The sequence below is a fragment of the Pseudoalteromonas sp. OOF1S-7 genome (assembly GCF_022347765.1).
In the GTDB taxonomy this organism is placed as follows: domain Bacteria; phylum Pseudomonadota; class Gammaproteobacteria; order Enterobacterales; family Alteromonadaceae; genus Pseudoalteromonas.
This window is the reverse complement of record NZ_JAKRFZ010000010.1, coordinates 60045-84205: the sequence shown is the minus strand read 5'-3', so window position 1 is coordinate 84205 and position 24161 is coordinate 60045. Positions and strand designations below refer to the sequence as shown.

General features: G+C 46.9%; 22 protein-coding genes and 1 pseudogene. 15 read left to right on the top strand and 8 right to left on the bottom strand.

Annotated elements, in window-relative coordinates; translation table 11 throughout:
* Nucleotides 1-145: 145 nt before the first annotated feature.
* Together gmk and MHN33_RS15050 are read right to left on the bottom strand one after the other, a co-directional pair.
* Complete coding sequence (gene gmk / locus MHN33_RS15055) at nucleotides 146-769, bottom strand: guanylate kinase (RefSeq protein WP_239398916.1); 624 nt, start codon at nucleotides 767-769, stop codon at nucleotides 146-148.
* 110 nt (nucleotides 770-879) lie between these two features.
* Nucleotides 880-2052, bottom strand: coding sequence for a MerR family transcriptional regulator (locus tag MHN33_RS15050; protein ID WP_239398915.1), 1173 nt, complete (start codon nucleotides 2050-2052; stop codon nucleotides 880-882).
* Nucleotides 2053-2356: 304 nt separating this feature from the next.
* Here MHN33_RS15050 and MHN33_RS15045 point away from each other — a divergent pair, with 304 nt between their 5' ends.
* The 4 genes from MHN33_RS15045 (at nucleotide 2357) to MHN33_RS15030 (ending at nucleotide 5276) form a co-directional block, all read left to right on the top strand.
* The gene (locus MHN33_RS15045) at nucleotides 2357-2650 is read left to right on the top strand and encodes a helix-turn-helix transcriptional regulator (RefSeq protein ID WP_239398914.1); all 294 of its coding nucleotides are present in this window, start codon (nucleotides 2357-2359) and stop codon (nucleotides 2648-2650) included.
* Between the two features lie 3 nt (nucleotides 2651-2653).
* On the top strand, nucleotides 2654-3190 hold the full coding sequence (locus MHN33_RS15040) for a hypothetical protein (protein ID WP_239398913.1): 537 nt from the start codon (nucleotides 2654-2656) through the stop codon (nucleotides 3188-3190).
* Nucleotides 3191-3651: 461 nt separating this feature from the next.
* Nucleotides 3652-4524, top strand: a complete 873-nt coding sequence (locus MHN33_RS15035) for an ABC transporter ATP-binding protein (protein ID WP_239398912.1) — start codon at nucleotides 3652-3654, stop codon at nucleotides 4522-4524.
* A gap of 5 nt (nucleotides 4525-4529) precedes the next feature.
* Complete coding sequence (locus tag MHN33_RS15030) at nucleotides 4530-5276, top strand: hypothetical protein (protein WP_239398910.1); 747 nt, start codon at nucleotides 4530-4532, stop codon at nucleotides 5274-5276.
* 184 nt (nucleotides 5277-5460) lie between these two features.
* Here MHN33_RS15030 and MHN33_RS15025 read toward each other — a convergent pair whose 3' ends face one another.
* Entirely contained in the window at nucleotides 5461-6063 is a 603-nt protein-coding gene (locus MHN33_RS15025; protein WP_239398908.1) for a DUF4377 domain-containing protein, read from the bottom strand.
* 340 nt (nucleotides 6064-6403) lie between these two features.
* On the opposite strand from MHN33_RS15025, the gene MHN33_RS15020 reads away from it, so the two are divergent.
* Entirely contained in the window at nucleotides 6404-6865 is a 462-nt protein-coding gene (locus tag MHN33_RS15020; protein ID WP_239398906.1) for a hypothetical protein, read from the top strand.
* A gap of 49 nt (nucleotides 6866-6914) precedes the next feature.
* Entirely contained in the window at nucleotides 6915-7922 is a 1008-nt protein-coding gene (locus MHN33_RS15015) for an SEC-C metal-binding domain-containing protein (RefSeq protein WP_239399136.1), read from the top strand.
* A 137-nt stretch (nucleotides 7923-8059) separates the two neighbouring features.
* Here MHN33_RS15015 and MHN33_RS15010 read toward each other — a convergent pair whose 3' ends face one another.
* Nucleotides 8060-9400, bottom strand: a complete 1341-nt coding sequence (locus MHN33_RS15010) for a HipA domain-containing protein (protein WP_239398904.1) — start codon at nucleotides 9398-9400, stop codon at nucleotides 8060-8062.
* Nucleotides 9401-9405: 5 nt separating this feature from the next.
* On the bottom strand, nucleotides 9406-9711 hold the full coding sequence (locus tag MHN33_RS15005) for a helix-turn-helix domain-containing protein (protein ID WP_046006216.1): 306 nt from the start codon (nucleotides 9709-9711) through the stop codon (nucleotides 9406-9408).
* A gap of 1112 nt (nucleotides 9712-10823) precedes the next feature.
* Between MHN33_RS15005 and MHN33_RS14995 the strand changes: the two genes are divergently transcribed.
* The gene (locus MHN33_RS14995; protein WP_239398902.1) at nucleotides 10824-12482 is read left to right on the top strand and encodes an AAA family ATPase; all 1659 of its coding nucleotides are present in this window, start codon (nucleotides 10824-10826) and stop codon (nucleotides 12480-12482) included.
* Nucleotides 12483-12559: 77 nt separating this feature from the next.
* Here MHN33_RS14995 and MHN33_RS14990 read toward each other — a convergent pair.
* Nucleotides 12560-12895: pseudogene (locus MHN33_RS14990) on the bottom strand (tyrosine-type recombinase/integrase); the annotation flags it as partial.
* A gap of 149 nt (nucleotides 12896-13044) precedes the next feature.
* Nucleotides 13045-13905, bottom strand: coding sequence for a YicC/YloC family endoribonuclease (locus tag MHN33_RS14985; protein ID WP_239398900.1), 861 nt, complete (start codon nucleotides 13903-13905; stop codon nucleotides 13045-13047).
* A gap of 226 nt (nucleotides 13906-14131) precedes the next feature.
* Here MHN33_RS14985 and rph point away from each other — a divergent pair, with 226 nt between their 5' ends.
* From rph to MHN33_RS14950, 7 genes are all read left to right on the top strand, one after another.
* Entirely contained in the window at nucleotides 14132-14845 is a 714-nt protein-coding gene (rph, locus tag MHN33_RS14980; RefSeq protein ID WP_010383487.1) for a ribonuclease PH, read from the top strand.
* A 25-nt stretch (nucleotides 14846-14870) separates the two neighbouring features.
* Entirely contained in the window at nucleotides 14871-15515 is a 645-nt protein-coding gene (pyrE, locus tag MHN33_RS14975) for an orotate phosphoribosyltransferase (protein WP_239398898.1), read from the top strand.
* 193 nt (nucleotides 15516-15708) lie between these two features.
* A complete protein-coding gene (gene mpl, locus MHN33_RS14970) occupies nucleotides 15709-17058 on the top strand; it encodes a UDP-N-acetylmuramate:L-alanyl-gamma-D-glutamyl-meso-diaminopimelate ligase (protein ID WP_239398897.1) in 1350 nt (449 codons plus the stop codon).
* Between the two features lie 4 nt (nucleotides 17059-17062).
* Nucleotides 17063-17680, top strand: a complete 618-nt coding sequence (locus MHN33_RS14965) for a flavin prenyltransferase UbiX (protein ID WP_239398896.1) — start codon at nucleotides 17063-17065, stop codon at nucleotides 17678-17680.
* A gap of 75 nt (nucleotides 17681-17755) precedes the next feature.
* Nucleotides 17756-18676, top strand: a complete 921-nt coding sequence (locus tag MHN33_RS14960; protein WP_239398895.1) for an ABC transporter ATP-binding protein — start codon at nucleotides 17756-17758, stop codon at nucleotides 18674-18676.
* Nucleotides 18677-18678: 2 nt separating this feature from the next.
* Nucleotides 18679-19446 (top strand): ABC transporter permease, encoded by a 768-nt coding sequence (locus MHN33_RS14955; protein ID WP_239399134.1) that lies wholly within the window; start codon nucleotides 18679-18681, stop codon nucleotides 19444-19446.
* A 107-nt stretch (nucleotides 19447-19553) separates the two neighbouring features.
* A complete protein-coding gene (locus MHN33_RS14950) occupies nucleotides 19554-20219 on the top strand; it encodes a methyltransferase domain-containing protein (RefSeq protein WP_239398894.1) in 666 nt (221 codons plus the stop codon).
* A 43-nt stretch (nucleotides 20220-20262) separates the two neighbouring features.
* On the opposite strand, the gene MHN33_RS14945 is transcribed toward MHN33_RS14950, so the two are convergent.
* On the bottom strand, nucleotides 20263-22161 hold the full coding sequence (locus MHN33_RS14945; protein WP_239398893.1) for a GGDEF domain-containing protein: 1899 nt from the start codon (nucleotides 22159-22161) through the stop codon (nucleotides 20263-20265).
* 313 nt (nucleotides 22162-22474) lie between these two features.
* On the opposite strand from MHN33_RS14945, the gene panP reads away from it, so the two are divergent.
* Complete coding sequence (panP, locus tag MHN33_RS14940) at nucleotides 22475-24103, top strand: pyridoxal-dependent aspartate 1-decarboxylase PanP (RefSeq protein ID WP_239398892.1); 1629 nt, start codon at nucleotides 22475-22477, stop codon at nucleotides 24101-24103.
* Nucleotides 24104-24161: the final 58 nt, after the last annotated feature.

Genomic DNA, 24161 nt, shown 5'->3' with positions numbered 1-24161 from the left:
CAATACATTTAGCAAAGGGCTAGTCTACTAAAAAGCACCGGATTCGCCAAGTATATGGTTAAAAAATATCGGGTCATCAGGGGCTGGGGTCGCCGTGCGGGCAGGCCTCAGACCTAAACTCGTTACAGGGCACGATAAAAGCGGGTTATTTCAATAACTCAGCAATCAACGTGTGCTGGCTCAGCTGCTGCTTTTTCAGCTCCAGTCGTGCTGCCACCACAATATGCTCTAGTTCATTCAGCGCGGTAGCAAAATCATCGTTAACCAGCAGGTAGTCAAATTCATTGTAGTGAGAGCACTCAGATTTAGCCTGCTCCATGCGCGAGGCTATGACTTCCTGAGAGTCCTGACCGCGACTATTAAGACGCTCTTCCAGCGCCTGTTTAGAAGGTGGCAGGATAAAAATGGTTTTTACTTCAGGCATCAGCTCGCGCACCTGACGGGCACCTTGCCAGTCAATGTCGAGAAACACGTCGATACCGGCAGCTAACTGGGCTTCAATCGCCTGTTTAGAGGTACCATAGTAGTTGTCGAATACCTGTGCCCATTCAAAAAAGTCATTCTGGTTGATTAAGGTTTTAAACTCATCGACCGAGACAAAGTGATAGTGCTCGCCGTTATTCTCTCCCGGACGAGGCGCACGGGTTGTATGTGACACCGAGACCCGGACCTTATCTTGTCTTTCCAGCAGGGCTTTAATCAAACTTGACTTTCCAGCACCAGAAGGCGCTGAAAGAATAAACAAATTACCGCGATTTTGATGTGGCATACGTCAGACCTATCAGGTTGCAATGCAGCGATGTGCGCTTGAGCACACCGCTGGTTGTCCAAAAGCGTTATTTTAATGCCATATCGTTTAACTTACCAGCACCTAGGTACTCAATCCGTGCGTTGCAACACAAACATCTGATAGCCGAACTCGCCAAGGTACTGCTCATAGATGGCAATTTCCCTGGCCATATTCTGCAGTGCCAAAGAGTTGGGCTGGTGGCTGAGGCGGCGCGTGACTTCGGTTTTGAGCGGCTCATAGTAATCCGCCCAGGCCTGCTGACTCAGCGCAAAGTGCGCCAGAACCTCGAAGCCTGCCTGTTCAATTTGTGCCAGCCGTATCGCAATGGCTTGCATATCCGGGTACTCCTGTTGCCAGAATGAGCGTGCTTGTTCTGAGGGCGTATCGTTTAGCCACACCAGATCGCTAACCATTAAGCAACCGGCTGCACTCAGAAGCGGGCGCCAGGCACTCAGCGCCGCCGCAAAGCCCATGATATAAGCGGAGCTTTCGGCCCAGAGTAGATCAAAGCTGCCGGGTGCAAAGGGCAGTGCGGTCATACTGGCGCACAGCGGCGTGACGCGTTTATCCAGCCCTTTATGTTTTAGTCGCTGCGCCAGGCTCTGGATTGCCTCAGCTTCATTATCCACCGCTGTGATCTGCGCCTGCGTTTCACGGGCGAGCAACTCGCTGGCAAAGCCTTTACCGCAGCCGATATCCAGCACATTTTGTGGGGCAAAGGGAATATGCGCTAACGCCTTGCGCGTATCGGCATCATTGCCCGGTCCCCAGCGTTCCAACTGATGAAAGACCGCCATAAAGTCGGCCATATAGGTATCGTGTTCATTCATGTCTTTTGATAACCATTTTAAGTAGAGGCTTTGCTGTTCATCAAAGCCTTGTTGTTCAAGCCAGTTTCGATGTGCATCGGGTGCCAGTTTGTCGGCCTGTGTATGCCAGTCGCGCAGCGAGCCACGGCCAAGCAGCGCTGACAACAAGCTATGCGCCTGTTGCTTGTGTGCTATCTCGGCTTCCAACTCGGCGAGCCTGCGGCTCAGTACCGTGCGGTCTAGTTTGGCCTCCAGCGCTTGTTTGCACTCGCTCAGCGTCAGCCCGCCAGCCTGCAACTGTTGTAGCAATCGTACCTTTTGTAGGTCCTGCTCGCCATATAGTCGATAACCATTACTGGCGCGACGGCCACAGAGTAGTCCGCGCTTTTCGTAATACAATAAAGTCGATCGCGACAAACCCAGCTGCGCTGCCAGTTCAGAAATTCGATACATCAAATCCGGCCTCTCCTGTCTGCCTGATTCTGTAAAACCCAGTCAGGTGTCAATGAATGAAAACGATAAACTATGAAGTTATAGACAGGTCAATGGTCGGGGGCAAAATTTATCCGCAGATAAAGTGTGTGGTGTGAGTTTAAGCACAGCAAGCTGAGGCAATATCACAAGCAGCACTATCGAATGGGCTTATAAAAGTATTCATAAAGGGTTTGTATCGGTGTTAACTTTGTTTCTAAAATGTTGCTATTTGTAATTCTGCTTGCTAGGTTAGCAGCAGGATTAAATAGGGAGATGCATGCGCGTGAAAAACAGTCCTGACAAGCGCAATCACAAAGTGGAGAATTTCAGGCGCTATGTGCAGCGCTCAATTCGTCAGTTAAGGCACCACAGAGGCTGGTCCCAGCAAGAGCTGGCCAGGCGGCTGGGTGTTGACCAGGCAACCATCAGTAACTACGAATCTGGCAAAACCGATATGAGTTATGCTCAGATGTTCGAACTGTTTCTGGTTTTTGGTAAAGATTTAACTGGTGTACTTAAACTCACCGATCTTGAAGAGCAAAGTCCTTCACCCGATGAAAAGCCAGAAAAGGAGTAGGTTATGAAGGAAGTATACGCCATCATGGAATATGCACCTCTTTTCGTTATTTGTTTGGGGTTGGCGATTAGTTGGAATATTGCCACTGCCCGCTGGTTTTTACTGGCTTATGGTGTGTTCGAAATTATCGACTTAGTGACGCTTCCCATCACATTACAGTGGAGTACGCATTACTATCTTGCAGACATTGGCATGAGTTTGATTTTCATCATACCTATTGTGTATCGCAGAAATTTGGCATTGCGGCTTTATGTATTGTCGGGTAGTCAGTATTTTAAGAGAGTGTACAGGCTGCAAACATTGTCAGCGCAGGAATGTACAATATTACTGCTTATTGCCTTGATGTGTCTTGCTAATTTAATCACCTGGTTAGAAGTTTTAGCCTACAAATATTACGTTATTGATTCTGCACCTTTCAAACTTTATATCAGAGATAACTTTATGTTGGTGGCCCATATCGTGTTGTGTCTGAGCATGTTTGCGTTTGCTATGAATGCACAGGTAAGAGAAAAATACGCTGAGCGAGAGAGTGTTCTTTAAGAGTGTTTCTTGTCCCACATTGACTGATGTGGTCGGCTTATTCATGTTTGGTACAGGCCTTGTGTCTGCTTTGCATGATCATCTAAAACATCGACTGACTGAGTCGAGTATTTACGGAGGCGTTATTAAATATGGAGCAATTACACTTAGACAAATTGAAAAGTGTGAAAGGTGGGGCGGGGATTGGTAGCCCTGATTTACCTAGTCGAGTCCAAATAGCTCACCCGGTTCCTAAAAAGAGCTGTGGTGGCTAAAGCCAGCTTAATTGCTAAAACAAAAAGCGCGTTCAGCGCTTTTTTTATGAAGATATACATAATTGCACCTGGACCTATGATAAGCGCTGGACAATCAGCTAATAACCTGTTTTATAGACCGCTTATGAACGATTAGAAATACTTTCAGTAGTAGGCTACAAAGCAGCCTCCGCAGGCTTTGAACAAATACGCTGGGATGAGTGAAGTATGCTAACCATCACTGATTTATCTAAGTACTATGGCACCCATTGTGCGCTCAGGCAGGTTACGTTTTCAGTAGAGCCGGGCTCGGTATTAACCATTTTAGGCCCCAATGGCGCTGGCAAAACCACGTTGTTTAAAATACTGGCCGGCTTATCTCACGACTATCATGGCAGCATCTGTTTTGGCCCGGACAAAAAGTTGCAGGCGCATGATATCGGGTCTGTATTTGGCTCCTCCAGGGCGTTTTACCCCAAATTGACGGCATTTGAAAACCTTCGCTACTTTGGCGTTTTAAAAGGGTTATCACGGCGGGTTGCAAAAGACACAGCGCAGCAACTTCTTTTGAAGTTTAACTTATCAGACAAAGCTCAGCAGCAGGTGCAACTGCTATCCAGAGGTATGCAGCAGCGCCTCGCATTGTGTCTTTCACTGATCTCCAGCCCTAAAGTTTTGTTGCTTGATGAGCCTACCTTAGGGCTGGATATTGAGAGTCAGAAAGAGTTTGAACTATGTATTGAACAGGTTAAAGAGGCTGGCACCATTGTTCTGATAGCGACGCACCAGATGGATACGGCGCAGCGACTTGGTAATTATTCATTGCTGCTTAATAACGGGGAAGTGGTGCGCTTTGGCAATACACAAACCTTGCTGGCCAGCACTATCGGTGAGCAGTACACCATTACAACACAACACCCGCTTCCTGAGGTGCTCCCTATGCAGTGTGAGCGATTGTCTGAACAGTCACTCAGGTTTGACACCGCTGTGAGCAGTCTTAATGAGATGCTGACATTGCTCACGCGATTTAATATTGTCACCGTTGAAAAACATCAGGCCAGTCTGGAAGGGTTGATCCGCAGGGAGTTAGACTTATCATAAATTTTATGACCTTGCTCGGACTGGAGCTGCACCGAAAGTGGGTGACTTCAAAGCGATACCCGCTGAACTTTTATGCCAGTATTGTTTTTGCTGCCGTCATTCTCATCCTGATTATTTCGGGCGCCTCTTATCTGTCTGGCGGGGCATTATCATTGCAGCGTATGGAGTCTTTGGTACTGGGGTATTACCTGTGGACAATGACGGTTGGTATTTCATCTACCGCCGCTGAAGAGATTGTTGAAGACGCCAAGCTAGGCACGCTGCCACATATTTTAACGTCAGCGACAAGCTTATTTAGTGTATTGCTGGCACGCAAAGTGGTGTTGGTGCTGTATCAGTTGTTGGTTGTGAGTGTTGGGTTTGTATTTATCCATTGGTATTTTGACCTGCAAGTGCGCTTTCATCCTATGATGCTGTGGGTCTTTTTGCAGATAGTTGTAGCAGGGTTTGCGGTGTCTTACCTGTTAGGCGCCATTGCCCTGGTAAATAAACAGATGAGTACCTTTGTTGCTTTTGTTCAGCTGCTCCTGATCATGGTGTTTTTGGTACCAATAGAAAGCGAGCTAAGCCTTTATATCCCTGTCAGTGGCTCTATGTATTTGCTCAGATCTTTAGCCAGTGGCATACCTGTCGAAGCAAGCCTGATGGTGCTCGCAAGCCTGCCCAGTGTCATTTTATTTATGCTGAGTTCGCTGTTTTTCCACTTTATGTATAAACAGGCCAAGCGCCGGGATGTGGTCACTCAGCTGTAACGGGTAAAACCAGCGCAAAATAGCCCAAGTTTACTGGGCTTTTTGCTCTGCCAGATAGGCCTGCATATCTTCGTTTTGTACGCGTAAATAGATATCCTCAACCGCAATGGTGAAGTCAATGGAGTCAAAGTGGACCTCTGCGCTTAAAATAATATGGCATCGACTAATGTAGATGCCACAGCTATTAATTCCAGTTGAGCAGAGCGATATTGGCGTTACCTTCGTAACGGAAGGTTAGATTTACTTTGGCACCTGTGGATCGCATAGAATATAAATGGTCACAGTCTACGTATTCGGTGCAGCTGAAGGGTTTACCCAAGAAACGATAGCCTTGCTCTTTGTCATCATACACCAGTGTATCTGGCTGTAAATTTACATCTGACAGAATATATTCAGTCCCAATACTATCTTCTTTTACCGAGCTAATGGCTTTGAGTTGCACCTTTTTGGTTGAAGCGTCGGCAGGCGCATTATTGACCTCAGACTCTGTCACCTCTAGCTGGTAATGGTGGCCCCATTGATATTCAAACCCTTCAATCAAGCCATAATGCAATGAATAGCTTTCCTCATCAGAGGGTTTGACCCTGAGACATAGTTGCTGTGCTACTCCGGTACAATGTTGAGCGTAAGCATCAATGTTCCAAACCTGTGTTTTTGTTTCTGCACGCTCATTTTTATTCTGTAACGATGGTGCTGCGTTGGAGTCTGATGAGCCGCACCCTGCGAGATAAAGCACCGCCACGCTGGAGATGAGAGCTTGCCTGCTGAGTAATGTCATTTTTGTCATGTCCATATTCCCTTTTTGTTTGACTACACGATGATGTTAGCTGTACCCCGGTTGTGTTTCAATTGGTGTGGCTATCTGAATCGAATAAAAAAGCTGCATGTAAAGCTGTCACTTCCTGCCAGGCCAGGATGACCCTTAGTCATTCTGCAGACACACATTATTTTGAACTCCACCAGGTGGAGCAGATGATATCTGAACTTTTACCTTAGTATGGCAAAGTTAGTCGAGAGAGGGAGTTATGGGGTTGTGTGCTTTTACTTCTGAGCCGATAGGCAACTTCAGGCATAAAGTTTGCTAACTTGCTCAATAGAGTGGGTGATAACTAAAAAGGATTTAGCGAATGAAGGTTCAAAGTCAGGTAAGTGTACAAAGCCTGTATCAGGCACAACCGATTCAAAGTGATGAAAAAGCAGGCAAGATTTTGCCGCTATCTGAGGTGACAGCAGGCAGTAAGGATGGTGATAAATTTGATTTTACCAGCATGACGTTGAAAGAGCTGTCTGATGCATCAAAAACTTTGTATGACGAGGGCGTACTTACTTTGGGGCAACATGCCTCTTTGTCATTACACTATACCGCGACAAAAACAGGGTTAAATCAGGGAGACGGACAAGTTTCCCTGAGTGCATTATCCAAAGCAGAAAACGACAAAGTCGATGTGATTGCCATGCAAAAAGCGCGTGTTGCTACGGCAAAAGCCAGTGGTGCCGCTTCGACTGAAATTCAATTCTCGCAAAACCTGCTAGATACACTGGAAGCCTATCAGTTTGGCGGTGCAGGGCGGTTTTACTCCCAAGCCTGATGACGATATGCTTGATATATGGCAGCAATAAAATAATGAGTAACGGATGATGAAAACTGGTCGTAACGACCCTTGCCCCTGCGGCAGTGGAAAAAAGTACAAACGGTGTTGTATGAATAACACTGCTATGCTGCACGGTGAAGTGTCTGAGGATGTTGAAGCCTTAATAGCCATGAATCCTGATTTGACGATGGAAGAGCTCAATGTCGCGTTACAGCACAAAACCAATGAGCGAAATAATCAGCCTCTTTCGGATTTTTGTGGTTTATCGCCCACACAAATGCAGAACTGGCTCTATGCGCCGTTCGATGAATTGCAAAGGGTGAAGATCAACACATCAGAAGACGTTTCTGCCAGTCCTGTAATGCGCTATTTAACCTTGATCCTCGATGAAGCGATGCAAAATGATGGCGCGTTTAAAGCAACTAGCAAAGGCAACTTACCGATGAAGCTGGTCAAGCAGGCCAATGACTTAAGAGATGAATTTACTGTAGGAAAAGCGCCCTATGTAAAAAATATCAGCATCTGCGAGTTTGCAGGTAGCAATGAGGATAAATTCAATGCACTGCATTACACCCGCATTCTGGCTGAAATTGCAGGTATCATTTATCGCCGCAGTGGCAAATACCATGTGAAAAAGACGACGCAAAAGGACTATCAAAAACACGGTATTCAGGCATTTTTTAAACCTATGCTGGAAGCTGCTGTCAGTCGCTACAATTGGGCTTATCTCGATGCCTTTGATACAGATTTTGATTTACGCACCTTCTGGCTGTTTATGCTTTGGCGTCTGCAAAGCCATGCTAATGTCGGGCAGCTGATTGACGAGTTGAATACAGCGTTCCCCGACTTGCTCCTGTCACTGCCTATTGATCGCTACTTATCACCACCGGAGTACTTACGCATCGTGACTGAATCGCGCTTCATCGAGCGGTTTTTACAGTTCTGGGGCTTCGCAGTTTTAGAACCAAAATGGAGCTTTTCTGAAAAGAGTGAGCCCAGAAAAGTCACCCTATTGCCGCTGTTGGCAGATACTTTCCAGTTTTCAATAGCGTAATCATAAAAAAGCCCCAATAGCTGGGGGTCAACGAGTTTTGAGGGTTATTTATAACAGTTAGGGACAATTTGCGTGCTATCAAAAGTTCGCACTCGTATTGAGTGTGTCTGATACTCTTTTTCTGTTACTTTCAATTGTCATACTTCGATATTTGGTATGTCTGGTGCCTGTGATTTCAGATGCTGCGTTCTTTTCAAAATATGCGCTCTCACCTTTGTGATGTAACTTTTATCGTCTTCGGTAAAATGAGGCGCTTGAGTAATTGCCTCGACAAATTGCTGTTGTGTTAGAGTTTCGATGACTTTATCTGCCAAGTTGATTAACTGGCGAGACAAGAGCTTTTTGTTTACCCCGCAAGTCTCAGCGAAATCAGCCATCTGGTAGGCGTTGATACTTTCAGGTTCAAACTCATCACCCATGCCCATCGCCAGCATATGTTTAAACTGTGGAAACATAGCCACATTCACTAAGTCATAGGCAGGAGTGAATCGATTATTACGCTTATCAAAAAACAGCGAGACATTTTTTCCATGAGAGTCATAGTTGCTTATCATCAGGTTGAACAGCTGCCAGTTAATGAGCCACTGAAGGCTCTCAACAGGTGACGTCATGGTTCGTGCAAGTTCAAAGAGTCGAGGCAGACTTGCACCATCTCGAATATGTTGTACATCTCTGCCATCACCTAAGTTTCGCTCGTATTTGTGATCACGTGGCAGATTTAGTGCTTGGCAGCCGTCTATTACGTGCCTTCGAAAAACTCTTCGCTGTTCATGTTTATATTTGCGATCAAATCTTTCAACAATAAGAGCCGGGTAGTGCGCGAACCGAGCGAACTGCACTTCTGCGGTAGGCAGCCCTACTGCTTTTGAAAGCTTCATACAGAAATATTCGTTTATTACTAGGTTGGGGCAATTGCGTTTTTCAAACTTAAGGATATGCGTTGAACATAAAGTTCCATCGCCAAATCCTATTTGCCCTGTCTCATTTATGAATATATTGAGCTTATCCTGGACCCCTGCCACACTTAGTCGTGGTTGGTCGTCCCATGTTAATAGGCCAATGTCTTCCTTGAAATCCAGTCGTTTAGTCAACTCTTCAGGTTCGATCACTCTAAATTGCGGTTCACATGCTGCTTCTGCTGAGGTATTTGGTCCATGTTCCATTGTCGCAAATGAAATAGCCCCAGCCAGATCATTGCCGATTGCTCGGACCTGTGAGTAAACATTTTTTTCTGAGACTCCGAGATGTTCTGACAAAAGCTTTCGTGCCTCGCCCTCTGGTAGCGCGTTATCGAGATAGTTGTAGGCGACTTCTGGTGAGTGCGTATTGTCCAGCGTTAAAGCTGGAGAAAGTGGGAAGCCTGTCTGTTTCCAATCTGGTTCGTATTCTAGTTTGAGCAGGTTTGTATTTTTATCTAGGGTTAAGGTGCCGATACGACGTTCTGCCAAATAGACAAACAAGGTATATTCTGCTGCCATAGTCATCATATCCATTCATCATTACTGACCGGGAGACTATCATCTTGCGCTGTAGATAGAGGGGAAAGCGACGGTGACGTGAGTTTGATGCCTAGTCCGTGGAGAACTGCAAACACAGCAGCAAGGGTGCAATTGTCATTGCCATTCTCAATGCGCGACAAGGTGTTGACCCCCACATTGCAAAGCGCAGCACAGTCAACGAGTTTCATGTTCATTGCCGTACGCTTTGCTTTAATCAGTTGCCCTAATATATTCGCGTTCTCAATAAATTCTGTCTCAGGCATTTCTGAGATAGTCACCTTCTTTGCCATCGCTTTGCACCAATATTCATCAATATCAGTGATTATAGGGGAGTGTGAATAAATAACAAGTTTGTTCACCGTTAATGGTGATTTTACGTGTTGGTGTTAGCTGTAACTCTATAATTCACCGCTATCGGTGAATTATAGAATACAATATCATGATTTGTGACAGCTCGCCGGCAAAGCTACGGCTGGGTTGAACTTACATTGCTTGGAAGCCATTGAAATAATCGCATATTCAATACGCGCCTCTCTGAGGTGCGGAAAATGGCTCTGAAACTTCTTACTTTTCTTATTCTTAAAGTTGGCAGGTGAGATCTCAGCAACAAACGATTTCCCGTCAATCGTAAATGGCCTTTCTACAGACTCTGCCACACCGTCGTTGATCCATGTGATAAGCGGGTCATTCGGCGACACATCTTTTGGAATCGCTTCGTAGGTTTCACAAAGGTTGAGCCTCTTAGTTGACTGGAAAAACTCAAGCTGAATCGCGATGTTTTCTTGTCAAAACTGCACACTTCTGGGTTTTGGTCACATAGCGGTAAGTTAAAAAGTATTGGCTGTGATTATTTTACTCAAAGGTACAGAAATGCAAGTAGATATCTTTCGCACTTTTATTTGTATGGTATTGAAATTATTATACAAATTCATCGTTGACAGAATTTTACAACTCACGCATGATGGATTTTTAGACTAAATTATTTTAGCTCTAAATAGCAGTATCAAAATGTTGGTACTTGCCTTATCCCGCCTAGGCAAGCGTAGTTACCTTACAATCAGGGATTATTAAGGAGACTATTTATGTCTACAACTGGTGAAAAGCCCGGAACAGGTACTTACACCTGCAAAAACTGTGGTGAGCAAGTTACGTTGGATGATCACGACGATAGATTACCACCTTGCCCACGGTGTCATCATACTGAGTATACCCCATAGTAACTAAAATTATGGTCAGTCTTCCAGTAAAACAAAGTAGTTACTGGAAGGCGAGCTTACTATTCTAATCAGTTAGTTACATAGTTTTAATCTACTCTGTTCCAGAGCCTATTTTGGACTTATTTTAGAAAGACAAAGCGTTCCTTGAATGTCTTTCTATTGAAAATCCGTTAAAAGGATACTTTATGAAATTATCAGCGCTATTAATCTCAAACTTCAAAGGTATTAAAGATGAGATCAAAATTCTTATCGATAACATAGTTGTTTTAGTCGGCCCGAATAACAGTTGCAAATCCACTATTTTGGATGCTTATGAGTCTTATGTTTCAATGGGAGGAGCGTTGAGTTTGGATTATTTTCATGGCCGTGATCCAAGCACTCCAATTATCATTACAGGGATATTCACCGATGTTACGCAGGAAGATATAGATACTTTAGGGCAAGAGTGGTTTTTACAAAATGATCCTGAGTTTGGAGACTGTGCGAAATTTCAGATACGTTGGGAAACACCTGAAGAAAATGGCGCTAAATATAGCTTTAGTAACAAGACTATGGATTGGAAAAAAGGTGGTGCAGGAGGATGGGATACTTTACTTCAAAGTAGGCTACCGACACCAATCAGGTTAAATCCAAATGATGGCTATGATGCACTCGAAAAAGTAGTGAAAGATCTAGCGTCAAAAAATGCAGCTCAGCAATTAAAAGACGATAAAAGTAAGGTTGCTGGCATTGTTTCTGAAATTGAAAAGTTAGCCAAAGAGGTGGATAAAGAGCTGGCTGGTAGCATAGGCCAACTAAGTGGAAAAATTGAATTAGAGTTGAATAAGCTATTTGAGGGCACAACCGTTAGTTTTGAAACAGGAGTAGGTAAGTTTAAAGCCGAAGATGCGATCAAAGATGGTAGTAAGTTCTTCGTTAAAACAAGCAACCATCCATCCTCTTTGGAACATCAAGGAACAGGGCTGAAGAGAGCATTTTTATGGTCAGCGATAAATGCATTATGTAGTGAAGGCTTGTTTAAAAAAGGAAAAAAATTAATACGAGGTGAAACCCCAAAAGTACTGTTGATTGATGAACCAGAAATTAATTTGCACCCGTCTATAATTCGTTCGGCAAGAAAAGCAATATACGCTTTAGCAGATTTGGCTGGATGGCAGGTTATATGCACTACACATTCTCCTATATTTATAGACCTTACCCAAGATCATACAACCCTGATCAAGGTTTCAAACACCCAGCAGGGGGTTTACTACTTTCAAACAGACAAAGCCAAGTTTGACGATAATGAAAAAGACAATCTAAAAATGTTAAACCGATGCTGTCCCACAGTTAATGAGTTCTTTTTCTATCCTCATGCAATATTAGTTGAGGGAGATACTGAGTATTTAGCGTATCAATATATAATCGAAAAGAATGGTTTGGAAGGAAGTTACTGTGTTATCAATTGTAGAGGAAAAGCAAATATCCCCACCTTTATCAAGATATTCAACCAATTCAATGCAAACGCAATTGCTGTTCATGATCTTGATACTAAGCTAAGAAAAGACGGTGCCGCAAATGGGATGTGGACAATCAACTTAAATATTCGTGAATTGGCTGATACAACAAATGGTCGCGTTAAAACTGTTGTACATAATCCAGATTTTGAAGGATTCTATCTCAATGAGTCACCTACCAAAGATAAGCCTTACAATCTTTTTACTCACTTAACCGCAACTGATTTTGAGACTAGTGATAAATATAAAGAACTAAGAGAGTCATTAAATTCAATAATTAATGAAACTCATACAGGACTATATGACACTGTGGCTCAACTTGATGCGATGGTGGATAAGCCCAATTGAAGTAAGTTTACTACGACATGACATGACATGACATGACATGACAGTCACGGTCAGGGAACTGACCGTCAAGTTTCATTTTATACTGCTAGAGGCTCTATATTTTTTGCAATCATTTCTAATGCCCCCCTTCGCTCATCCAAATAATCTTACCTATCATGGATACCTTCAACCCCTTTTAGCTTATGGTTTAAGCATCGTTCGGCGATATGGCCAGCTACACCATTGCTTGCAAGTAGGCTTCGACAGGTACGGCGTAGGTCGTGAACGGTAAAGTGGGGCACGGGCATTTTGTCTTCACGGAATAGCTTTTGAATGGCGGCGTTGAGTGTGTCGGGGCTGATATGTCCAAAGCGCTTGCTGGCTCTGCGGTTTGGAAAAACATAGTCAGAGCCAAAGGCGCGTATTTGCGACTCTTTGAGCCATTCAATAACGATGGGGCTTAGTTACGATACTCATTCGCCCTTCGCTGATCCGGATATAGAGGCAATTCACTATTGAGCAATTGCCTACTTTAATCGTTTTTATTAAAGACTATTTTAACGCAGAGAAACAGCCTGAAACATTACTCAATATTCTGGATCTGCTCGCGCATTTGCTCAATCAATACCTTCAACTCAACGGCGGCGTTGGTGATCTCGGTATTGATGGACTTCGACGCCAGGGTGTTAGACTCGCGGTTGAACTCTTGCATCATAAAGTCCAGGCGTCGGCCACAGGCGCCGCCTTTTTTCAGGATCTTATGGGTTTCTTTAACGTGTGACTTGAGGCGGTCGAGCTCTTCTGCCACGTCCTGTTTTTGCGCCAGGTAGATAAGTTCCTGCTCCAGGCGGCTCTCGTCGATTTCGGCTTTCAGGTCTTCCAGCTTAGCGGTGAGTTTTTCACGCTGCCATTTGGTGACTTCTGGCATGTGACCTTCAACAACGGCAACCTGCTCCAGAATACTGTCCAGGCGGGTGGTGATCATGGTTTCCAGGTTGTTACCTTCACTGGCGCGTGCTGCTTTAAAGTCTTCAACCAGGGCATCAAAGCCTTTTAACAACTCGCTATTCACCGTGTCCAGATCCACTTCTTCGGCTTCCATGACGCCCGGCCAGCGCAGGATGTCGGTTGGATTGATCTCGCCACCGCTGTGCGACTGCACCCACTTGGCATTTTCAATTAGCTGCTTGCTCAGGGTTTCGTTGATCGACAGCTGACCTACGTGCGCCGGGTTGGCGGTGAACTTTAAAAATACTTCCACTTTACCGCGCTGTAAGTGTTTGCGCAGGCGCTCGCGAATAACCGGCTCCAGGCCACGGAACTGCTCCGGTGCGCGGATAAAGGTTTCAAGATAGCGTTGGTTGACGGAGCGGATCTCCCACACACCGGTGCCCCAGTCGCCCTTGATCTCTTTACGGGCATAAGCGGTCATACTATGGATCATATAAGTTCCTAATCTAATTTAAGGTTGTGGCGCGTCTGCATGTGGTGACTTTAAGGGTCTGCGCTGTCGTTGCTGAACACACACATCGCCATGAACGAAACTCCGCCATTATAGCTGAAACATCGGCCAGCTCTAGTGGCTGGGTGTGAATTATTCGCGATCCGCATGGCATAGCGCCTGGGAACCCTTTATAATATCGCGAAACTTTGATCATAGGGGAAGGTGGATGCGTCCAAGCGAAAGAACTGCAAATCAAATCAGACCGGTAACTTTTACACGTAACTATACTATGCATGCCGAGGGCTCGGTGCTGGTAGAGTTTGGCAACACTAAGGTGTTGTGTACTGCTACGGTTGAAGCGGGTGTACCGCGTTTTATGAAAGGCCAGGGCAAAGGCTGGATCACTGCAGAATACGGGATGCTTCCGCGTTCTACTCACACGCGTAATGGCCGTGAAGCGGCAAAAGGCAAGCAGGGCGGCCGTACCATGGAGATCCAACGTCTGATCGCCCGTGCATTGCGTGCTGCGGTTGATTTGAGCGCGCTGGGTGAAAACACCATTACTATCGACTGTGATGTACTGCAGGCTGACGGTGGTACACGTACTGCGTCTATCAGCGGTGCTTGTGTGGCTTTGGTTGATGCGCTGACACACATGCGTGCCAAGGGCATGATCAACGCGAACCCGCTTAAGTTTATGATTGCGGCTATTTCTGTGGGCGTTTACAACGGCGAAGCCATTACCGATCTGGAATATCTGGAAGATTCAGAAGCCGAAACCGACATGAACGTGATTATGACCGAAACCGGCAAACTGATTGAAGTACAGGGTACAGCCGAGGGCGAACCTTTCTCATTTGAAGAGCTGGACGAGCTGCTGGCACTGGCTAAGCATTCAATCCGTGAGATCATTGACCTGCAAAAACAGGCGCTGGCATAAGCATTCGTAAATAAAAAGGTATCGTATGAAACAGTATCAAAAAGACTTTATTGAATTTGCCCTGCAAAAGCAGGTGCTTAAGTTTGGTGAATTTACGCTTAAATCTGGCCGTACCAGCCCTTATTTCTTCAATGCGGGCCTGTTCAATACGGGTCGCGACCTGGCGCGTTTAGGGCGTTTTTATGCCGCTGCACTGGAAGATGCCGGCATTGCGTACAATGTGCTGTTTGGCCCGGCGTATAAAGGCATTCCCATTGCGACCACCACTGCTGTGGCACTGGCGGATCACTACGACAAAGACGTACCTTACTGCTTTAATCGTAAAGAGAAAAAGCAGCACGGTGAAGGCGGCAACCTGGTTGGCTCTGAGCTAGCTGGTCGTATCATGCTGGTGGATGATGTGATCACGGCGGGTACGGCTATCCGTGAGTCGATGGAGATCATCGCAGCCAATGAGGCCGATCTGGCCGGTGTATTAATTGCCCTTGATCGTCAGGAAAAAGGCAAAGGTGAGCTGTCCGCCATTCAGGAAGTGGAGCGCGACTTTAACACCGCGGTGGTGTCTATCGTAAAACTGGCTGATCTGATCACGTACCTTGAGCAACAAGGCGATATGGCCGAGCATCTGGAAGCGGTTAAAGCGTATCGCGACCAGTATGGTGTTGCTTAATCAGATAGCCCGTTAAAATCGTATCTAAAAATCCGGTTTAGGTGATGCACTTAAGCCGGTTTTTTTATGCCTGCTGTGGTGACTTTGTACCAGCTGCAAAAGTGTTTTGTAGAGATCCGCTCACAAAACCAGCCAAGGTTCAGACGAGTATGATAACCTAAGCGGGTTAGTCAGCTAATTAGTTAATTAAATCATGCATATTCACATTCTTGGGATCTGCGGCACCTTTATGGGTGGCATTGCGGCCATTGCGAAGTCGCTGGGCCACAAGGTGACGGGATCCGATCAAAACGTTTATCCACCTATGAGCACTCAGCTGGAGTCGCTTGGTATTGAATTAACCCAGGGCTATGATCCGGCCCAGCTGGACCCGGCACCCGATATGGTGGTGATTGGCAATGCCATGAGCCGGGGGAATGCCTGTGTGGAATATGTGCTTGAGCGTGGCTTACCTTATACCTCAGGCCCTGAGTGGCTGAAACATCACGTGCTGCAAAACAGCTGGGTACTGGCGGTGGCTGGTACGCATGGTAAAACCACCACCGCCAGTATGCTGGCCTGGTTGCTGGAATATGCAGGGCTGCGGCCGGGCTTTCTGATCGGCGGCATAGTGCAAAACTTTGGCGTGTCGGCACGCACCAGTGATACCCCGTTTTTTGTCATTGAGGCCGATGAGTACGACACGGCATTTTTTGATAAGCGCAGTAAGTTTGTTCATTACCTGCCGCGCACCCTGATCATGAATAACCTGGAATTTGATCACGCCGATATTTTTGCCGATCTGGCCGCAATTCAGACCCAGTTCCATCATTTACTTCGTACCTTACCTGCGCAGGGTAAAGCGATTTACCCGGCAGCGGATAAACCCCTGTGCGAAGTGATAGACAAAGGCTTCTGGAGCCAGCAGGAAACGCTGGGTGGCGACTGGGATTACCGCCTGTGTAAAGCCGATGGCAGCCAGTTTGAGGTGTTACTGAATAACGAAAGCCAGGGCACAGTGAACTGGCAGGCCATTGGCGAGCATAACGTCAAAAATGCCCTGATGGCCATTGCGGCTGCCCGTCATGTCGGTATTCCTGTGTCCGTCAGCATTGAGGCGCTCGGTAAATTTATCTCACCCAAGCGACGTATGGAATTGCTCGGAGAGGTAAACGGTGTGTGTGTGTATGATGATTTTGCTCATCATCCCACGGCCATTGAAACCACTTTGGCGGGATTACGCGCCAAAGTGGGCGATGCCCGCATTACTGCGATTCTGGAGCCGCGCTCTAACACCATGAAAATGGGGGTCCATCAGCGAACCCTGATGGATTCACTGGCGGCAGCCGATGAGGTGATGCTGTTTGAGCCGCCGAATCTGAGCTGGTCACTGCAAGAGGCTGCAAAGCAGGCAGGCTACGACTGCTATCACAGTACCGATGACATCGTCGCGGCGGTGGCGGCTAAGGCAAAATCGGGTGAGCATATCCTGATCATGAGCAACGGTGGATTTAATGGGATCCATACCGCAGTGTTAAGTGCACTGCGCGAAAAGAGGTCATAAAGTTATGTCACAATTTAAGCCGGCCATTACGCTGGCATTTAGCGGCGCATCGGGCGCGCCATATGGTTTGCGTTTACTCGAAGTGCTGGTGGCGCTGGATTATCAGGTTTATGTGCTGATCTCCAGTGCCGCAAGAGTGGTGCTGGACACCGAATCTAACATCAAACTGTCTGGTAATGAGGACAAAGCTACAGCACAGCTCAGTGAGCTCTATCAGGCCAGGGCTGGGCAGATCCAGGTATTTGGTAAAGACAACTGGTTCAGCCCGGTGGCGTCGGGTTCTGCGGCGCCCAAGAAAATGGTGGTCTGCCCGTGCAGTGCGGGGAGTGTGTCGGCGATTGCCATGGGGGCATCCGACAACCTGTTAGAGCGCGCGGCTGATGTGGTGATCAAAGAGCGCGGCGAGCTTATTCTGGTTCCCAGAGAAACGCCATTCAGTGCTATTCACCTGGAAAATATGCTCAAACTAAGCCGCCTTGGGGTCACCATTATGCCCGCGGCGCCCGGGTTTTATCACCAGCCACAAAGCATCGAGGATCTCGTCGATTTTATGGTGGCGCGCATTTTAGACCATTTAGGTATAGCGCATCAGCTGGCGAAACGCTGGGGCTATGGCGATTGATGCAGCTCGGTTAAACAGCGTATCGGTACAAACAAGTGAAAACAACAACATGGGGATGTGAGGAAAAACAATAAGATGACAAAGGCATTAAATATATCTGGCCTGCGTAAGGTCTACAGTAACGGCGTTGAAGCCGTTAAAGGGATTGATTTACAGGTCGAGCAGGGCGACTTCTTTGCGCTGCTGGGGCCAAATGGCGCGGGTAAGTCGACTACCATTGGGGTTATTTCATCTTTGGTGAACAAAACCGCGGGCCAGGTTGAAGTATTTGGCCACAGCATAGATACCGACCTGGAAGCGGCTAAATCTCACCTTGGTCTGGTGCCGCAGGAGTTCAACTTTAACCAGTTTGAAACCCTCAATCAGATTTTGGTCAATCAGGCCGGCTATTATGGTGTGCCGCGTGCGCTGGCCCATGAGCGCGCCGAAAAATACCTGAAGCAACTGGGCTTGCTGGACAAAAAAGACAAACAGGCACGTACTTTATCGGGCGGTATGAAACGTCGTCTGATGATTGCCCGGGCGCTGATGCATGAACCAAAATTACTGATCCTGGATGAACCCACTGCCGGGGTAGATATTGAACTGCGCCGCTCTATGTGGGACTTCCTGCGTGAGATCAACGCGCAGGGGATCACCATTATCCTGACCACCCATTATCTGGAAGAAGCTGAGCTGCTGTGTCGAAATATCGCCATTATCGATCAGGGCAAAATCGTTGAACACACCACCATTAAAGCCTTGCTGGCAAAGCTGGACAAAGAAACCTTTGTGCTGGACCTCAAAGCGCCCATCAACCCGGTTAAACTTGAAGGTTATGAATTTATGCTCACTGATGACCACACGCTGGAAGTCGAAGTAGCGAAATCTCAGGGTCTGAATGGGGTATTCACCCAGCTTAATGAGCAGGGCAATACGGTGCTGAGTATGCGAAATAAGGCAAACCGGCTGGAAGAATTGTTTGTCGGGTTACTGGAACAGGGGCGCAGCGAATGAAAATCTTAAACTACGGCGTAGCACTGAAAAGTATCTGGATCAAAGAGTGTATCCGCTTCTTACGCATTTGGGTGCAAACCCTGGTGCCACCGGCCATCACCATGACCTTATACTTTGTGATTTTTGGCTCACTGATCGGCTCACGCATTGGCGAGATGGGTGGCTTCAGTTACATGGAGTTCATCGTGCCGGGGCTTATCATGATGTCGGTGATCACCAACTCTTATTCCAATGTGGCATCGAGCTTTTATTCCACTAAGTTTCAAAAAAGCATTGAAGAGTTACTAGTGGCGCCAGTGCCAAACTATATCATAGTGCTGGGTTATATTGGTGGCGGCATGGCCCGTGGTATGCTGGTAGGTTTGATAGTGACGCTGGTGAGCCTGCTGTTTGTGGATATTCAAATTCATAACCTGGCAGTGATCATGCTGACCGTGTTGCTGACCTCGGCGGTCTTTGCGCTGGGTGGTCTTATCAATGCGGTCTTTGCTAATAGTTTTGACGATATCAGTATCATCCCGACTTTTGTGCTGACACCACTGACTTACCTGGGCGGGGTGTTTTATTCCATCACCTTATTGCCAGAGTTTTGGCAGGGCGTGTCTCAGATAAACCCAATCATCTACATGGTGAATGCCTTCCGCTATGGTTTCCTGGGCGTCTCTGATGTCGATATCACGCTGGCCTTTGGTGTGTTAATTGGTTTTATCACTGTGCTGTTTGCGGTGGCATTGAATCTGATCAAGCGTGGTGTTGGTTTACGCCATTGATCTGAAAAGTGGCAGGGGGACTCTGCCACACAACCGCTTACTTAATCCGGCGGACTGAGATAAAATACCCCCATTATATTTCAGACTATGAGCCACAATTCGCTGTTATGTCAGACGCAAACTCCAGAAGCATCACCAGTAACCAGGACGGACTCCACGAAAAGTTAGACGAGGTGGTCCAGAAACACCTTAATACGCCGTTCAAAAAGCCCATTGCAGCCCATACGCAACAAGCCTTTGAGCAGGTTAACGAAAAAGTACAGGCATTTGATGGGCCCATCATTCTGGATTCCTGTTGTGGTGTAGGCGAGAGCACGGCGAATCTGGCAAAGCGGCATCCGGATGCCTTAGTCATAGGTATCGATAAGTCAGAACATCGTCTTGAAAAACACGACATCGAATACAAGCAGACGGAGTCTGGCCAGTATATTCTGGTTCAGGCAGATCTGAATGACTTTTGGCGTCTGGCCTGTGAGGCCAGCTGGCAGCCAAGTCATCACTATTTGCTCTATCCCAACCCCTGGCCGAAAGCCAAACACCTGCAAAGGCGCTGGCATGGCGCGGCGGTCTTCCCCTATATCGTTGAGCTGGGTGGGCGACTTGAGTTGCGCAGCAACTGGTCAATTTATGTTGAGGAATTTGCCCGCAGCCTGACGCTGGCTGGTAAAAAGGCCGAGGTCAGTGCCTATGAAAGCGATACGGCGATGACCCCGTTTGAGCGTAAATACTGGGCCAGCGGGCAACAAAGTACCCGCCTGATCGCTCAGTTATAGGCGCAGTATCACTGGTGCGCTCACAGACGATACAGCGCGGTGTTCAGGCGCTGGCCTGAAAATCTTTTCCTATGTTGCCCGGGTTGATGTTGATATGTGGTCCGGGCGTGCCAATCAGGCTCCCTTCAACCAACTTAACATTACAGCTTAACAATTGCTCCAGTTGATATTTACTGTGTACACCGTCTACCAGCAAAGTGATTTGGCGCTCATGGCAGAGCCTGGCAATGTGTTCAATGTACTCATGCAGTTCAGTCTCTTCACTTAGCTGCTCAATGACGCTGGAGGTAAGCTTGACGCTGTCTATGGTAAGCTTAAGAACCCGGCTGATGGTCAGCAAACCACTGTTGCTCGACGCCACCATGATATTCACGCCTTTGCTTTTAAGCACATTGATATAGACCCGCATGTCGGCAAAATGCTCAATCACTTCTTGCTCTTCCAGTTCAAAGGTAATTTTGGCAGGTTGTGGGTAACGTCTGAGCTGCGCAAAAATAAACTCCATTATTTGCGGATCGGCCAGATCCTGCCAGCTCAATTGCATGCTCCAGGCATGATGTGATTTTCGAAAATGTGCGGTGCACAGCTCAAGCATGACTTTGGTCAGTTGAGAGCTCAGCCTGGAGTGGCGGATCACCTCTGAGAAAGATTCAGGACGTAAGATCAGGCCCTGCTCCGTGAGTACTCTCGGGGTGCAATGATATTGTTCGATGGCTTGGCTCTCAGTACCCATTCGCGGCGTAAAATAAGGCAGAATTCGGTGCTGTTCAAAAGCGCTTTGCACTGTTTTAGCGATGGCAATGTGGGATTCCTGAATGGTTTTGATCTGTGTTGGATCTTGTCCGTACAGACACACCCGCTGTTGTTTTTGCTGCGCCTGGCGGCAGGCAATAAACGCATTTTCCAGTAGCAGGCGCTTATTGCCGTTGGCGATGCCCGCAGTGATCTGAATGTATAAATGCGGATGCTGTAAGATAGGGGTCGTGGTAGGGAACTCATTGATCAGGCTGCTCAGGTAATGCTCTCCCTTATTGGCGTCGCTCAGTAGCACCAGCTTGGCAGTGGCGAGGCGATACACCTTAAATGGCACAGTAAACTCACTGAAGTGGTTCATGACGCGGCGGATTATCTCATCGCCGACGTCAGTGCCATAAAAGCTGACAATCTCTTCCAGCTCATTAATAGCAACAATTGCCAGACTAAGATGCTGGTTGGGGTTTTTCGCCAGATCCTGTTCCAATGCCAGGCGATTAGGAAAACCGGTACGCGCATCCGTTGTCAGGGTTTTCCTCAATATCAGTAAGTACATCCCTGCCACCAATAAGGCAATGGCAAAGAAGAAGCAAGCGGTGAACAGCGCCTCTTTAACGCTCTTGGCCAGCTCGGTTTGAATGTGTGATGTTTTGATGTCTGCGCCAGTCAGATAGACCCGTCCGTCACGTGTTACATGGGGGATAAAAATGGTTTTAAAGTGGCCCCACTTGTCTTCAGAGACTTCAAACAAGGGTTGTGTTGAGCGAAATGCACTTTTGTTGACCGCAGTGGCTTCAGAATACAGGTCCAGTAAACGGGTTACTTTATCCTGTAACACATCGCTTTGAGTATAGCTGGAGGCGCTAAAGCGTACATAGGGGGCATCGTAAACCATGGCATAAACGTATTCAACGCCCAGATGTCGCGCCAGCTCGGACAGTTGCATGCTTTTATGGCGATACTCTTCGTTATCTATTTCGTTGAGTCTGTCATGATAATCATCACCTAAAATCAGCTGAGTACTGCGTGCGGCCATGAGTAGCTTTTGATCTATGCTCTTGACTATAGTGGTGCGGGTCTGATGGTAAGTATAGAGTACATAAGCTGATAAAGACGCAATAAACACCACAAAGCCGATGACTATCCAGGTCAGTGATAACGCTCTGAGCGCAAAATTCCGTTTATTCATGTCAGTTTCCGTTTGAGTCTTTAAGTCTGGTGGGGAGGATTGTCCCTAATACTATCCATTTCTGACAAGGCTGACAAAATATTTAACGAATTTGCCTTGTTTTCGAACCCCAATCCTTACATTCACCATACTAAATGCTGGGTTTGGCTGACCACGTTATGTCATCAGAGGTTCATTAAATTATCAAGCAGAGTTCATTTTTTTTGACTGCATTGCAGACTTTCCCATCGCTTTACAGTAAAGTTAGTCATTTCGTATCAACTTGGCAAGGTAACTCCCCACATCAGTTACCCACGCATGATTAGGTATTAAAATGGGTCCAAAGCGTTGTGCAGTCGCTTCTGAAGAAAGCTTAATGCGTATCTTTACCGTTCCAGAAGCACCCAGCTCCACGTTAAGTGTAATAGAGCAGGAAATTTCCAGTAATCTGGCGGGCTTTCTGAATGAAAATATCGCAGCAATTGAAAAACCATTGCATGAGATAGAGAAAGACTTTCAATCGGCAATGATCCCGGAAGAACCGATGTTTGTCTCTGACTATGCTCAGGATATTATGGAGCAGCTGGTGGCACATTCTGTGCACACTGCTTCGCCAAGCTTTATCGGGCATATGACCTCAGCACTGCCACATTTTGTTCTGCCATTGTCAAAGCTGATGGTCGGACTGAACCAGAACCTGGTAAAAATTGAGACTTCAAAGGCTTTTACGCCATTGGAGCGACAGGTGCTGGGCATGATGCATCATCTTGCCTATGGCGAAAACGATGAGTTTTATGAAAAGTGGATGCACAGCGCAAAGACCGCACTCGGCGCATTTTGCTCAGGCGGTACCATTGCCAACATTTCGGCTTTGTGGATTGCGCGTAACCGCTTACTCGGTCCGGATGGCGATTTTAAAGGGCTTGCCAGTGAAGGGATCATGGCTGCGATGCTGCATTATGGCTTCAAAGGTTTGGCCGTGCTGGTGTCCGAGCGTGGTCATTACTCGTTGGGCAAAGCTGCCGATGTACTGGGGATTGGCCGCAACAACTTCATTGCCGTAAAAACTGACGATGACAACAAAGTGAATGTGGCGGCGATGCGTGCCAAAGCACAGGAACTGAGTGAGCTTGGCATTAAGGTTATGGCGATCGTAGGTGTTGCGGGTACCACAGAAACGGGCAATATTGATCCCTTGCCAGAAATGGCGGCGCTTGCTCAGGAATTGGGTTGTCATTTCCATGTTGATGCAGCCTGGGGTGGTGCAACTTTGCTGTCTGCCAATTACCGTCACTTACTTAAAGGCATTGAACTGGCGGATTCAATCACCATAGATGCACATAAGCAGATGTACGTGCCAATGGGGGCGGGTATTGTGCTGTTTAAAGATCCCACCGCAACGGATGCCATTGAACATCACGCAGAGTATATTCTGCGTAAAGGCTCTAAAGACCTGGGTAGCCATACACTTGAGGGGAGTCGTCCGGGTATGGCTATGTTAGTGCATGCGTGTTTGCGGGTGATTGGCCGTAAAGGGTACGAAATGCTGATCGACAAAGGTATAGAAAAAGCCCAGTATTTTGCCGAGCTTATTCAAGCAGAAGAGGATTTTGAACTGGTTTCGGAGCCGGAACTGTGCTTGTTAACCTATCGCTATATACCAAAGCAGATCCGTCAGGCAATTGAGCGCGCAGATGCGCAGGAACGCATTGACATCTATGCCGCACTCAACCGCTTTACTGCCAGTATGCAAAAACGTCAGCGCGAATCGGGACGCTCTTTTGTGTCACGGACACGCTTAACCCCCGCTCAGTATCAACACCAGCCAACGGTGGTATTCAGAGTTGTATTGGCCAATCCGCTAACGTCAAAGCAGATGTTAAAAGAGATCCTGACTGAGCAAAAAGGCTTAGCACAAAGCGATCCGGTGTTTAAAAAGTATCTGGCAAAATACATGGCCTAATGTGACTATTACTGCATTGGACATGACCGCTTCCCGGTGCAAAGAAAACAGTGCATTT